The following is a 12,611-nucleotide window of genomic DNA, read 5'->3' as shown; positions in this document are numbered from 1 at the left end:
CCCGGACGGAGCGTAGTTGAACGGAGCGTAATTGATAGGCGCGGTGGGAGGGGGCTGCCCATCAATCCACCGGCGGGTGGAGTCGGAGCCGAAGTCGAAGCCGGAGTTGGAGTCGTACCAAGCCGGCCGATGCCAGGTGAACGGAGTCCCGCCATCTCCACGCTCGTCCGCACCACGGAGCCGCAGGCTCGCCCCCATGCCGTCCGTCCGCCTGCCCGCCCGTATGCCCGGCCGTATGTCCGCCCGCGTGCCCGCCTCGCCTCGTACGCGCAACTCCTCGCGCCGGCCGTGCTCGCGCTCGTACTCGGCCTGTGGGGCATCCGGCGCGGAGGCACGCTCTGGGCCGACGAGGCAGTCACGCTGGAGATCGCGCAGCGCGACGTGTCCGAGATCTGGCAGACGCTGGGGACCGTCGACGCCGTTCACGGTCTCTACTACCTCCTGATGCACGGCGTCTTCGAGGTGTGGGGGATGTGGGGGCTGTCGGGCGACGGTCCTGGGCTGGTGGCCCTGCGGCTGCCGTCCGTCCTCGCGACGGCAGCGGCGGCGGCGGGAGTCGGCGCGCTCGGGGCCCGGCTGGCCGGGCGGCGCGTGGGGCTGCTGGCGGGGCTGGTGTTCCCGCTGTTGCCGGTGGTGCAGCGGTACGCGCAGGAGGGCCGCTCGTACGCGTTGGTGTGCGCGCTGGTCACGTGGGCGACCTGGCTGCTGCTGCGGGCGATGGACCGGCCGGGGCGCCGGCGGCTGTGGGCGGGTTACGCGGGGCTGCTGCTGGTGGCCGCGCTGCTGCACGAGTTCGCGGTCCTGGCGCTGTCGGCACACGCCGTGACGGTGGCCCGCTCCGCCCTCCCCGCCGCGGTGACGCGGGCGTGGCGGGTCGCGGCCTGCGCGGTGGTGGCCGGGCTGGCGCCGTTGGGGGTGGTCAGCCTGACGCAGTCGGCCCAGGTCGACTGGATAGGCCCGCCGACGACGGCGGAACTGCTGGCGTTCGTGGGCCTGTCGGCGGCGGGTGGGGTGTGCGCGTACGTCGCGCCGGGGGGCGTGATGTCCCGTACAACTGCCGACGCCGACGCCGACGCTGGTGGCACTGGTGGCGGCCCCGTCCGCGCTCCCGCCGGGCGTGCCCCCGCGCTGCCCACCCTCCCCGCTCTCGCGCTCCCCCTCCTCGTGCTTCCCTCCGCCCTCCTCATCGGGCTCTCGCCCCTGCGTCAGCTCTACGTCGACCGCTACGTCCTTTTCTACGCGGTCGGCCTCGCCCTCCTCGTAGGCGCCGCCCTCGACCGGCTGACCCGACCGATCCGCCTCAAGCGCCCCGCCCTCACCCCCATCGCCCGCCTTGTCCCACGTACGACCACCGTCCTCGCCCTGGCGGCGGCGTTCGTCGCACTCGTACCCGCCGGGAGCCACCTCCGCTCACCCGACAGCCGCAAGAACGACGTCGTCGCCATCGCCGAGGCCGTGAAGGAGACGGCGCGGCCGGGGGACGGGCTGATGTTCCTGCCCTCGCGGCGGCGGGTCTGGACCCTCGTACGGCCCGCCGACTTCCGTGGCCTGACCGACCTGGCCCTGCGGGCCTCGCCGCGCGCCTCGCACACGCTGTACGGCACCGAGCTGCCGGCCGCCGAGATCCGTGAGCGCGTGCCGGACTTCCGGCGCATCGTCGCCGTCCACGACCTGGCGGGCCAGCCGCTGGACGACACGGACCAGGAGGCGGCGAAGCGCGCGGCGCTGCGCGAGGGCTACGAGGTGTGCGGCACCCGGCGGGTCACCGGCGCGCGGATCACGGTGTACGCACGGCCGGGCGCCTGCTGACCGCCGGCCCACTGACCCCGACGCACTGACCCCGGCCTACTGCCCCGCCGGCGCGCTGACCTGCTGACCTGCTCACGTGCCCAGCCGTCCGGCCGAGGCCCCTCCCGATCCCTGGCTTAAGGTGTGCAAAGCCGGATGAGGGGACGAACACCAATGCCCGCCAGCGGAGCCGTGACCCGCAACACTCTGCGGCAACAGATCGCGGACGCACTGCGTGACGAGGTGCTGGCAGGGCGTTTGCTCCCGGGCGAGGAGTTCACGGTCAAGCACATCGCCGAGCAGTACGGCGTCTCGGCGACTCCCGTCAGGGAGGCGCTGGTCGACCTGTCCGCGCAGGGGCTGCTCGACTCCGACCAGCACCGGGGCTTCCACGTCCACCAGTTCACCGTCGCCGACTTCCGGGCCATGATCGACGCACGCTCGCTGATCGCGGACGGGATCTTCCGCCGTATCGCGGTGAGCGGCCTCGGGCGGGTGCGCTCCGAGGCGCTGGTGTCGGTGCGGCGCCGCGCCGAGGAGGCCGCGCGGGCGGCCAAGGGCGGGGATCTGGACATCCTCATCGGATACGACCTGCGGTTCTGGCGGGAGCTGGCCGCGCTCGTCGCGAATCAGTACATCTGCGACTTCCTGCACCGGATGCGCGTGCAGGCGTGGGTGTTCTCCGTGCCGTTCCTGCGCGGTGACGACGACTGCCAGGACTGGCTGTGGAGCGGGCACGAGCAGCTCGTCGACGCGATCACGCTCGGCGACGCGGACGCGGCGCGCGTGGTTGTCGAAGACTGCCAGGCGCACTCGCTGGCGTGGGCGGACCGGCTGGATCCGGAGCTGGGACGTCCGCGGCGGTGAGCGGGTACGCGATGAGTGGACGCACGGACGCGACGCCAGGCCCACCCCGCCCACCAGATACACGAGGTACACCCGCTATAGGTACGGCGGCGGACCTGACCGTCGTCGTCCCCGCGTACAACGAGGAACACCGGCTGCGCCCCACGCTCGACGCGATCTGCGCGTATCTGCGCGCCGACCCGGAACGGTGGGGTGACTGGGAGCTGATTGTCGTTGACGACGGCTCGACGGACGGCACCGCCGCGGTCGCGGCGCGGGCCGCCGCGGACGAGCCGCGCGTCCACGTACTGACGAGCGACGAGAACCGCGGGAAGGGGTACGCCCTGCGGCTGGGCGTACTCGCGTCGTACGGCAGGCGGGTGCTGGTCACGGACGCGGACCTGGCGACGCCGATAGAGGAACTGGACGCGCTCGACGCGCTGCTGCCGTACGACACCGGCACCGGCACCGGCGACGGCGACGGCGACGGCGATGACACCGACGAACCCGCCGCCGCGATAGGCTCCCGCGCCCTCCCCGACTCCCGCATAGACGTACACCAACGCCCCCTGCGCGAACGGCTCGGCCGCCTCGGCAACCGCCTCATCCGCCTCGTCGCCGTACGCGGCATACGCGACACCCAGTGCGGCTTCAAACTCTTCGACGGCGACAAGGCGCGCGCCGCCTTCGCCGCCTCCCGCCTCGACGGCTGGGGCATAGACGTCGAGATCCTGCGCCACTTCCGCCGCGCCGGCTGGCCCGTCGCCGAGGTGCCGGTGCGCTGGTCGCACCAGAGCGGGTCGAAGGTGCGGCCGGCGGACTACGGCCGTGTACTGCTGGAACTCGTACGGCTGCGCACCCGTGTCCGCCCGGTGGACCTCGCCGTCGGCGGTCTCTTCCTCCTCGCGTCCGTCCTTCTCTACAAGGGCCTGTGGGCGGACCTGGACCGCGCGTATCTCGCCGACGCGATGCAGGACCAGAACCAGTGGGAGTGGTTCTTCGGCGTCACCGCCGACAACGTCGTGCATCTGCGCAACCCGCTCTTCACCACGTATCAGGGCCATCCCGACGGCGTGAACCTGATGGCGAACACCGTCATGCTCGGCCTGTCCGTCCCCCTGACGCCCGTCACGCTCCTCTGCGGCCCGACGGTGACGTGGGCGCTGGTCCTCACGCTCGGTCTGACGGCGACGGCTGTCGCCTGGTATTGGCTGTTCGTACGCCGCGTCACCCGCGTCCGGCCGGCGGCGGCCGTCGGCGCGGCGCTCGCAGCGTTCGCGCCGCCGATGATGTCGCACGGCACGGCGCACCCCAACTTCCTTGTGCTGTTCATGATCCCGGTGATCATCGACCGGGCGCTGCGGCTCTGCGAGCCACGGCCCGAGGGACGACGGCTCGTCCGCGACGGCGTCCTGCTCGGTCTCTTCGCGACGTATCAGATCTTCCTCGGCGAAGAACCGTTGCTGCTCGCCGCGATGGGGATGCTGATCTTCGCCCTCTCGTACGCGCTCGCGCGCCCCGACGTCGCGCGCGCCGCCTGGCGACCGCTGCTGCGTGGGCTCGGCGTCGCGCTGGCGGTGTGTCTGCCGCTGGTGGCGTTCCCGCTGTACTGGCAGTTCTTCGGCCCGCAGAGCTACCACAGCGTCCTGCACGGCGACAACGCCGGCAACAGCCCGCTCTCCTTTCTGGAGTTCTCGGGCCGCGCGCTGTTCGGCGACGAGGCGCGCGCCGACACGCTCGCGATGAACCGTACCGAGCAGAACGCCTTCTACGGCTGGCCGTTGACCGCGCTCACCTTCGGGATCGTGGTGTGGCTGGGGCGTTCACCGCTGGTGAAGGCGCTGACAGGCACGGTGCTCGTGGCCGCGCTGCTGTCGCTGGGGCAGAAGATCCGTATCCCTTTCACGGACGTGGTGTTGCCGGGCCCATGGCGTGCGCTGGCGCATCAGCCGCTCTTCGAGTCGGTGATCGAGTCGCGGGTGGCGATGATCTGCGCCCCGGCGCTCGGCGTACTGGTCGCGTTCGCGGTGGCCCGGATGGCGCACCTCGAATTCCGTACGCACCGGGTGGTGGGGCTGGTCGCGGTCGCCGCGGCGCTGCTGCCGATCCTGCCGACGCCGCAGCCGGTACGGGAGCGGGCGGAGGTGCCGCGGTTCATCACGGACGGCATGTACCGGGACTACGTCGCCGAGGGCGAGAGCGTCGTCCCCGTACCGCTGCCGAGCCCGGCCGAGGCGGACGCGCTGCACTGGCAGTCGGCGACGGGCTTCGGCTTCTCCGTGCCCGGGGGTTACTTCAACGGGCCCTGGGGCCCTGACCGGATGGGCATCTACGGCGCGGCGCCGCGCTACACCTCCAACCTGCTGAGCGACGTCCGTTACGGCGGCCGGATCCCGGACATCGGCACGCGCTGGCGCGAGCAGGCCAAGCTCGATCTGGCGTTCTGGAAGGCGGGCGTGGTGGTGCTCGCCCCGCAGGACAACGACGAGGCGCTGTACGAGGTCATGGCGAAACTGCTGGGGCGGCCGGGGGAGCGATTGGGGGGTGCGTGGGTATGGGATATGCCGAGAGCGCGTTGACGACGACGACGGTCGTGCCGGTGGCGCCGGTCATGCCGGCCGTGCCGGTCGTCTTCGCTGATCGCGTTCGCCGCATTACGCTGACCCGACGGTCGGGTTCGTACGTACGTGTACGAACCTGACGCAACCCGACGGAATCCGTTCGAACTCGTTGGAGAGCGAGCCTCCCTTGGCCTGTGACCTGTGGTTGGTCCCCCTCGTCGACGTGCTGTGCCACAGCCCCGACAACCCCTTCGCCGAAGAGATCGCGGTCTACGACAAGGCACTCGGCGACGCCGGGCTGCCGTCCGTCCCCGTCTTCGCCTACATGCCCGGCCTCTCCGGTGACGTCGCACCCGTCGCCGGCTTCGACTACGACGCGCTGCACTTCCTGCGCCGGGCGTATCTGCTCCAGATGTGCGGCCTGGCGGTGACGCCGGTGGGCGAACTGGGCGGTGACTACGAGCAGTTGCTGGAGATGTTCGAGGCGACGGCCCAGCAGTCGCATCTGGTCTGGCACTACGACCACGCGGGCGCGTACGTGCCCGTGGACTACGCGTCCCCGCTCTCCAACGAGGAACTCCTCGCGGGCGGCGGCCCGCTGGGCTCGACGCAGGGACTGCTGCGCGAACTGGAACTGGTGGCCCGTTCGATCGGCATCGACCCGACCAACCCCCCGACCGCCCCGGCCCCGCCCCAGGGCCCCACATCCCTGGAGGAGCCGGCGGGCCCGATCCCGTACGACGACAGCCCGTTCGCCCGCGAACGCCACGTCTGGCTGGGCCTCCACGCGGCGGCGACGCGAAGCCTGGGCCAGGGCTCGATGATCATCTTCAGCTGACCGGATCGGTGCCGGGTCCTCAATCGCCGGACGGGCTCACTGAGCCGGTCCGGCGATTGAGAACGAACCGCCCTGCGGGCGGGCCCGGCACAGTGCCGTCGGCTACCGGACCGGCTCGGACCGGGGTCGGGCCCGGGGTCCGGGGCTTGCCCCGGTTTCGGGAAGGGGCGGGGTTGGGGAGAGGCGCGCCTACCGCACGTCCGGCGGACGCTGCCGCGGCATGTTCGGCCGCGTCCCCGGCGGCAGCGGAAACCGCCCCGGATGCAGCCCGCCGCCCTCCGCCCGCCCCGCACCCCCCATCGCCAGCGACTGCGTCACCAGCGGCGCGGGCCCGGCCCGGTACTCCACCATCCAGTCCGCCGTCTCCGCCCGCACCAGCTCCGTGACGTCCTCCGAGAACCTCCGCAGCAGCCCCAGACACCGATCCGCCGCCTCGCTCGCCGTACCGTCCGTCGGGCCGAGCACCTCTCGTACGCACTCCGACGCCCAGTCGTACTGCAACGCCTGCAGCCGCCGCTCCACCGCCTGCGCCGTCGCGACGTTCCGCATCCAGCCGGACGTCAGCCCGAAATACCGGTCGCAGCCCAGACAGGCCGCGGCCAGCAGCAGCGACAGATACCCCCAGCCGGTCGCCGTCCCGCCCAGGACACCCAGCACGCCCGTCAGGTCCAGCAGCGGCAGCGACGCGCCCGCGACCACGCCGAGCGCCGTCGCGGCCCGCAGGGCCCGCGCGCAGCGGCGTTTGCGTACGCGCTCCGCCCGGTAGCGGGCGACCGTACGCAGCGCACCCGCCTCCGCCCATCGGTACAGCTCGTCGAGCCGTCGCGTGGGCTCGCTCCAGTCCCCGGCGGGGAAGGCTCCGGGAAAGGCCCCGGAGACGGCCCCCCACGGCACGGCCCCCGGCCCCGCCGCACCCCCGCTCCCGGTGCCGCTCCCATTCACACTCCCCGGCGCACCCCGCGCCCCCTCGTCCCGGGCCGGCCCCCCGGGCTGCATGTCCGGCTGGCTCACCGGGGCTCCTCTGCGTAACGGCGTGGCTGAGTGGAAGATGGAAACGTGGATACGAACGCTTACCGCACTTCCTACCGCCGAATGGTGGGCCCCGCGCCCGAAATCCGGGCGCTTCCCCCGCTTGGGGGCCGTGATCAGGTAGAGGAGCCGGGCACTCTCACTCGAAAGAGTTCGTTCCTGTGGGGTAGGACGGCCTGCGTGGTGACCACGTAGGCTCGACCTGCCGAACATCCGACGTCGATTTGCCAGGAGTGACCGTGATTCCCGGTGGTGGCCAGCCCAACATGCAGGAGATCCTCCAGCAGGCCCAGAAGATGCAGCAGGACCTCGCGGCGGCCCAGGAGGAACTGGCCGCGACCGAGGTCGACGGCCAGTCGGGCGGCGGCCTCGTGAAGGCGACCGTCAACGGCTCCGGGGAGCTGCGCGGCCTCGTCATCGACCCCAAGGCGGTCGATCCCGAGGACACGGAGACGCTGGCCGATCTCGTGATCGCCGCGGTCCACGCGGCGAACGAGAACGCGCAGCAGTTGCAGCAGGAGAAGCTCGGCCCGCTGGCCCAGGGTCTCGGCGGAATGCCGGGCCTGCCCTTCTAGCGGGGCGCCGCAGCAACTACCGTACGAGCGACACGAACTACAGCTCCAGGAAAGGCGATCCGTTGTACGAAGGCGTGGTCCAGGACCTCATCGACGAACTGGGCAGACTGCCCGGCGTCGGTCCCAAGAGCGCGCAGCGGATCGCCTTCCACATCCTCCAGGCCGAACCGACCGACGTCCGCCGCCTCGCGCACACCCTGCTCGAAGTGAAGGACAAGGTCCGCTTCTGCGCGGTGTGCGGCAACGTGGCGCAGGAGGAGCGGTGCGGCATCTGCCGCGACGCGCGCCGCGATCTGACGGTCATCTGCGTCGTCGAGGAGCCCAAGGACGTCGTCGCCATCGAGCGCACCCGCGAGTTCCGCGGCAAGTACCACGTACTCGGCGGCGCGATCAGCCCCATCGAGGGCGTGGGCCCCGACGACCTGCGGATCCGTGAGCTGCTGACCCGTCTCGCCGACGGTACGGTCACCGAACTGATCCTGGCGACCGATCCCAACCTGGAGGGCGAGGCCACGGCCACGTACCTCGCCCGCATGATCAAACCGATGGGCCTGCGCGTCACGCGCCTTGCCAGCGGTCTCCCCGTGGGGGGCGACCTGGAATACGCCGACGAGGTCACGCTGGGGCGTGCCTTCGAGGGGAGACGACTTCTCGATGTCTGACGCCACGCTGCACTCCACCACGCAGGACCCGGACGACTTCGCGGTCCAGATCGCCGATCAGGTCGAGAGTTTCATCGTCGCGGTCACGGAGGTCGCGAAGGGCGACGAGCCCGACAGCGCCGTGCCTTTCCTGCTCCTGGAGGTCTCCCAACTGCTCCTGGCCGGCGGCCGGCTGGGCGCGCACGAGGACATCCTCCCCGACGAGCGGTACGAGCCCGACCTGGGCCCGGAGCCGGACGTCGACGACCTGCGCGAGCGCTTCGCGGCGATCCTTGAGCCGATCGACGTGTACTCGGAGGTCTTCGACCCGTACGAGCCCCGCAAGGCGCCGGTCCCGTGCCGTATCTCCGACGACCTGGCCGACATCGTCGCCGACCTGCGCCACGGCATGGCGCACTACCGCGCGGGCCGGACGACCGAGGCGCTGTGGTGGTGGCAGTTCTCGTACTTCTCCAACTGGGGCTCCACGGCCTCGGCCGCACTCCGCGCCCTCCAGTCCCTGGTGGCCCACGTCCGCCTCGACCAGCCCCTCCCGGAGCTCGACGGCCTGGACACGGACCAGGACCTGGGCGAGGACGCGCTGGCTGAGGAGGCGGGCAAGGTGATGGCGGAGGAACTGGGCACGCTGGGCATGCGCCCGGTGGCGGACCCGGCGTAGGGGCCACCGCATCCTTCAGGTCTGTCCGACCGGTGCCCGGACCCGCGCCGACCACCCCCGGCTGCCCGTCTCCCCGGCCGAGCTTGCCGTCGCCGCGCGGGGTGCCGTCAGTGGCGGGGCCGGGGACATTCATCTGCACCCGAAGGACCGCGACGGTACGGACAGCCTCGCCGCGCCCCATGTCGCCGCCGCGCTCACGGCGGTGCGCGCCGCCGTCCCCGGGATTCCGGTCGGGGTCACGACCGGTGCCTGGACGACTCCCGACCCCGAGCGGCGGGCCGCGCTGGTGCGGGCCTGGACCGTGCTGCCGGACCACGCCTCCGTCAACTGGCACGAGGACGGCGCCGATCTCGTGGCGGACGCCCTGCTCGACCGGGGTGTCGGCGTCGAGGCGGGCCTCTACTCCGGTACGGACGCGGTCCGCCGTTTCCTCGCCTGGCCCTCGGCCCACCGCGTACTGCGGCTGCTGGCCGAGGTTACGGACCCGGACCCGCACACCGCCCCGGCGACGGCCGCCGCGCTCCTCGCCGAGCTACGCGGCGCGGATACGGCGGCCGCGCTTCCGGTCCTGCTGCACGGCGAGGACGGCTCGGCCTGGCCGGTCCTTCGACTGGCGGTGGCCGAGGGGCTGTCCGTCCGTATCGGCCTGGAGGACGTACTCCACCTCCCGGACGGCACCCCCGCCTCGGACAACGCTCAACTGATCGTGTCCGCGAGGGAGTTCATCGACCGGCCCACAGGTCACACGTAGGGCCGGATGCCCACCGTGACATCCATGTCGAAGGCGTTCGCCCCCGCCGCGGACGGCAGCCCCAGGGCCCGGTCGAGCACACGGCTCAGGGGCCCGCAGCCCCGCGTGCCCGGGGCGGCGAAGTCCGTGTCCTGGGCGCCGAAGGCGACGACCAGCGGATCCTCGGATATCACCCGGGTGGGAACGGTGTCCTTGAGCACCAGGTGGACCGCGTCCTTGTCGCTGCCCACCGAGCAGCCCGACGACGACGGCCGGGCCGGCGGCCCGTACGCCGAGCCGATGGCGAACTTGATGTCGAACTCGCCGCGCCGGGTGTCGTCGGACAGGAAGTCCGAGTAGCCGCCGTACTGCGGGGTCAGGGTCAGTGGGGTGCCTCCGACCCGGATCGGCGCGGCGGTCATCTCCCCGAAGACCTGCCGGAATTCACCGTCCACCCGGCCTTCCGCAAAGGTGATCTTCATCGGTTCGGTGAGTGGCTCGTCGACGTCACCCATGCGCAGATGCCCCGTGGCGTGCATGACCTCGCAGCGCCAGGTCCCGGGGTCGGCGCCCGCGGGCAGTTCCTCGGCGGCCGGGCAGGCGGAGAAGTCGAACACCGGCGGATCCGCGGCCCGTTCGGCTCCCTGCGCGGGTGTGGCACCCAGGGCGAGTCCGGCAAGCAGCGCCCCCACGGCGGCACTCGCGAAGCGGCGGACTGTGCGATTCAAGGTCACTCGGTTCGGCGTCATGTGTCACAGCATTGCAGAATTTTCTCTGCATAGGAAGTTCTGCAGAGAAAATTCTGCGATTGGGATAGACTGCCGTCATGACGAACGAGCGGAGAGCGGACGAGCAGGGAGCGGAAGACGCGGTGCGGCACACGGTCGACAGCCCCAAGGTGCTCAAGGCCCTCTCCCACCCCCTGCGCCTACGCATCCTGCGCCACCTCGGCGCGGCGGGCCCGGCCACCTCGACCACGCTGGCCGCCGCCCTCGACGAGAACACCGGGACGCTCAGCTACCACCTGCGCGTGCTGGAGGGCAGCGGCCTCGTCGAGGACATCCCCGACCGATCCACCGGACGCGAGCGCTGGTGGCGCGGGGTGCGCGGCCTCGACATCCGCAGACCGCCGCAGGGTGAGCTGACGGAGGCCGAGCGCGCCATGTCGGTCGAGCTGGACCGGATGAGAATGGAGGAGGACGTCGAGCTGGCCCGGCAGTTCACGGCCGGCCAGGCGGAGTCCGAAGGCTGGATGCGGGGCTCACGCAGCCTCACCCACCTCACAAAGGCTGAGCTGGACGCGTTCCACGACGACTACCTGACCCTGCTCGCGCGCTATGCCCACGGCCCGGAAGAAGCCTCCGACGACGCACGCCCCGTACTCCTCCGCTGGTTCGGCCTGCCCGCCGACTGACGCCCAACCGGGGGTGCCCGCAGGGTGTTCAGCGCTGGGGCATGAACTCCCTGATGACCTCGACGAACTGGGGAGGCGCCGGAGGCATGGGAGTCTCGACGAACCCGCCGAGCCCGACGTCGTAACGCTGCCCCCACGGCGGATCAACGACGTGGTACCCGTCCTGGCGCACCTGCTCGACATTGCGCTGAACGGCGGGCTTCCGCCACATCTCTCCGGCCATCACCGGGAAGAACACGACGGGGAAGTCCGCGGCCGTGATCGTCGCGGACAGCATGTTCGGTACGGCGCCCGTCGCGGTGACGGACAGCATGTTCGCGGTGGCCGGCAGGACGGCCATCATGTCGTGCTCCGCGGCCAGGGTCTCGTGGTTCTCATGGGCCCAGTCGTCCGGCGCCGTACCCGTCACCACCCGGTCCGCGAACAACCCGACGGTGTGCGGGGGAAGGAAGATGCCCGCCGTATGGGTCATCACGACGGTGACGGTCCCGGTGAACGCCCCGCGCAGAGCGCTGATGTACATCGGAAGCATGGCGACAGCGGCGGATCCGGTGGCCCCGATGAGCAGGCGCCCGCCGAAGGGGGGAGGTGCGTCAGTGCTTGTCATTCCCCCAAAGTCGTTCACCACCGCTCACTCGCCCGCGCCGCAACACGGCAGGACGACGGACTGTCCGTGCCGACCACACGACCGGCTCAAGGGCGCACCATCCACCTCCCGGACGGCGTCCTCGCCTCGGACGGCGCCCAGCTGGTGGTGTGCAGGTGGGGGTTCATCGCGCAGTCGATCTGAGAGCGGGTGCTCTTGCGCGGCCCGTGTCGCTGCTATGGGCTGTGACTTTTTTCGGCTATGACGGACCGGCTGGTGTGGTTCAAGTCCAGCAACGGCGAGGGCGGCGCCTGCGTCGAAGTCGCCGCCTGCCCCACCACCGTCCACGTCCGCGACTCCAAGCTCACCGACCGCCCCGAACTGGGCCTCCCCGCACCCGCCTGGGGCGCCTTCGGGGGCAAGGGCACGGTCGTTGGCGGCTGAGCGTGGTGTCGGGCCGGAGCTGAGGGGGATACGTCGCCGCTACGGGTAGGTCGTGACGACCGCCATCAGGAACGTTCCCTGCGCGGCCAGTTGGAGCACGTACGCCGTCCCGCCCACAGTCTTGCGCGGGACGCTGAGGACCGTCACCCAGGCGATGCCGGCGACCAGGAGGCTGCCCTGGTAGAGCCAGCCGGGGTTGCTGTCGCAGCCGCCGTACGTGAGGCATCTGCCGGCGCGCTCGCCGGTGAGGGCGAGGATGCCCGCCAGGATCGTCGCGGGCACCAGCGACAGGGCGGAGATCGTCGCCCACTTGCGGAGTCGGCGGGTGGCCTGGGCTGCGGTCGGGGCGGCGGTGTTCATGGTGTCGATCAAAGCGGGCGGGGGCGCCCGTCGCATGAGTCCGGCTACTCAGACGCGCCTTGGGGGCGGGACCCCTCAGGAGGTCCCGCCCCCGTCCTCAATGAGGCGGTGCGGTCGGGC

Annotated in this window: 14 protein-coding genes; 10 read left to right on the top strand and 4 right to left on the bottom strand. The window is 71.6% G+C overall.

Translation table 11 applies throughout. From position 1 onward, the window contains the following. Positions 1–129 precede the first annotated feature (129 nt). From ACFUN8_RS19045 to ACFUN8_RS19030, 4 genes are all read left to right on the top strand, one after another. A complete protein-coding gene (locus ACFUN8_RS19045; RefSeq protein ID WP_383638558.1) occupies positions 130–1,809 on the top strand; it encodes a hypothetical protein in 1,680 nt (559 codons plus the stop codon). Positions 1,810–1,962: 153 nt separating this feature from the next. Continuing rightward, a complete protein-coding gene (locus tag ACFUN8_RS19040) occupies positions 1,963–2,655 on the top strand; it encodes a GntR family transcriptional regulator (RefSeq protein ID WP_383638555.1) in 693 nt (230 codons plus the stop codon). 11 nt (positions 2,656–2,666) lie between these two features. Further along, a complete protein-coding gene (locus tag ACFUN8_RS19035) occupies positions 2,667–5,213 on the top strand; it encodes a glycosyltransferase (RefSeq protein WP_383638552.1) in 2,547 nt (848 codons plus the stop codon). Positions 5,214–5,382: 169 nt separating this feature from the next. Beyond that, complete coding sequence (locus ACFUN8_RS19030; RefSeq protein WP_382564293.1) at positions 5,383–6,033, top strand: hypothetical protein; 651 nt, start codon at positions 5,383–5,385, stop codon at positions 6,031–6,033. Positions 6,034–6,222: 189 nt separating this feature from the next. Here the strand turns inward: ACFUN8_RS19030 and ACFUN8_RS19025 are convergent, their stop codons facing one another. Then, a complete protein-coding gene (locus ACFUN8_RS19025; RefSeq protein WP_383638549.1) occupies positions 6,223–7,044 on the bottom strand; it encodes an SLATT domain-containing protein in 822 nt (273 codons plus the stop codon). A 257-nt stretch (positions 7,045–7,301) separates the two neighbouring features. On the opposite strand from ACFUN8_RS19025, the gene ACFUN8_RS19020 reads away from it, so the two are divergent. The 4 genes from ACFUN8_RS19020 (at position 7,302) to ACFUN8_RS19005 (ending at position 9,708) form a co-directional block, all read left to right on the top strand. Beyond that, a complete protein-coding gene (locus ACFUN8_RS19020) occupies positions 7,302–7,637 on the top strand; it encodes a YbaB/EbfC family nucleoid-associated protein (protein WP_382564713.1) in 336 nt (111 codons plus the stop codon). A 62-nt stretch (positions 7,638–7,699) separates the two neighbouring features. Next, positions 7,700–8,299 (top strand): recombination mediator RecR, encoded by a 600-nt coding sequence (gene recR, locus ACFUN8_RS19015; RefSeq protein WP_382564712.1) that lies wholly within the window; start codon positions 7,700–7,702, stop codon positions 8,297–8,299. Then, positions 8,292–8,957 carry a DUF5063 domain-containing protein gene (locus ACFUN8_RS19010; protein ID WP_383638544.1) on the top strand — a complete coding sequence of 222 codons (666 nt, stop codon included), beginning with the start codon at positions 8,292–8,294 and terminating at the stop codon, positions 8,955–8,957. Before recR ends, ACFUN8_RS19010 begins: the two co-directional genes overlap by 8 nt. 10 nt (positions 8,958–8,967) lie before the next feature. Further along, positions 8,968–9,708 carry a 3-keto-5-aminohexanoate cleavage protein gene (locus ACFUN8_RS19005; protein WP_383638621.1) on the top strand — a complete coding sequence of 247 codons (741 nt, stop codon included), beginning with the start codon at positions 8,968–8,970 and terminating at the stop codon, positions 9,706–9,708. Here ACFUN8_RS19005 and ACFUN8_RS19000 read toward each other — a convergent pair. Beyond that, a complete protein-coding gene (locus ACFUN8_RS19000) occupies positions 9,699–10,421 on the bottom strand; it encodes a hypothetical protein (protein WP_383638618.1) in 723 nt (240 codons plus the stop codon). The two genes, ACFUN8_RS19005 and ACFUN8_RS19000, sit on opposite strands and share 10 nt — an antisense overlap. 92 nt (positions 10,422–10,513) lie before the next feature. On the opposite strand from ACFUN8_RS19000, the gene ACFUN8_RS18995 reads away from it, so the two are divergent. Then, positions 10,514–11,101 (top strand): ArsR/SmtB family transcription factor, encoded by a 588-nt coding sequence (locus tag ACFUN8_RS18995; RefSeq protein ID WP_383638541.1) that lies wholly within the window; start codon positions 10,514–10,516, stop codon positions 11,099–11,101. A 28-nt stretch (positions 11,102–11,129) separates the two neighbouring features. On the opposite strand, the gene ACFUN8_RS18990 is transcribed toward ACFUN8_RS18995, so the two are convergent. Then, positions 11,130–11,708, bottom strand: a complete 579-nt coding sequence (locus tag ACFUN8_RS18990) for a flavoprotein (protein ID WP_383638538.1) — start codon at positions 11,706–11,708, stop codon at positions 11,130–11,132. Between the two features lie 240 nt (positions 11,709–11,948). On the opposite strand from ACFUN8_RS18990, the gene ACFUN8_RS18985 reads away from it, so the two are divergent. Further along, positions 11,949–12,131, top strand: a complete 183-nt coding sequence (locus tag ACFUN8_RS18985) for a DUF397 domain-containing protein (RefSeq protein WP_383638535.1) — start codon at positions 11,949–11,951, stop codon at positions 12,129–12,131. 39 nt (positions 12,132–12,170) lie between these two features. Here ACFUN8_RS18985 and ACFUN8_RS18980 read toward each other — a convergent pair whose 3' ends face one another. After that, on the bottom strand, positions 12,171–12,491 hold the full coding sequence (locus tag ACFUN8_RS18980) for a hypothetical protein (RefSeq protein ID WP_383638532.1): 321 nt from the start codon (positions 12,489–12,491) through the stop codon (positions 12,171–12,173). Between the last annotated feature and the right edge of the window lie 120 nt (positions 12,492–12,611).

This window comes from Streptomyces sp. NPDC057307 (assembly GCF_042667665.1).
Lineage (GTDB): Bacteria > Actinomycetota > Actinomycetes > Streptomycetales > Streptomycetaceae > Streptomyces.
This window is presented reverse-complemented; position numbering and strand designations above follow the sequence as displayed.

Coding starts and splice junctions, on each gene's coding strand:
- ACFUN8_RS19045 (WP_383638558.1), top strand. CDS start 130: ATGCCAGGTGAACGGAGTCCCGCCATCTCCACGCTCGTCCGCACCACG.
- ACFUN8_RS19040 (WP_383638555.1), top strand. CDS start 1,963: ATGCCCGCCAGCGGAGCCGTGACCCGCAACACTCTGCGGCAACAGATC.
- ACFUN8_RS19035 (WP_383638552.1), top strand. CDS start 2,667: ATGAGTGGACGCACGGACGCGACGCCAGGCCCACCCCGCCCACCAGAT.
- ACFUN8_RS19010 (WP_383638544.1), top strand. CDS start 8,292: ATGTCTGACGCCACGCTGCACTCCACCACGCAGGACCCGGACGACTTC.
- ACFUN8_RS18995 (WP_383638541.1), top strand. CDS start 10,514: ATGACGAACGAGCGGAGAGCGGACGAGCAGGGAGCGGAAGACGCGGTG.
- ACFUN8_RS18990 (WP_383638538.1), bottom strand. CDS start 11,708: ATGACAAGCACTGACGCACCTCCCCCCTTCGGCGGGCGCCTGCTCATC.
- ACFUN8_RS18985 (WP_383638535.1), top strand. CDS start 11,949: ATGACGGACCGGCTGGTGTGGTTCAAGTCCAGCAACGGCGAGGGCGGC.
- ACFUN8_RS18980 (WP_383638532.1), bottom strand. CDS start 12,491: ATGAACACCGCCGCCCCGACCGCAGCCCAGGCCACCCGCCGACTCCGC.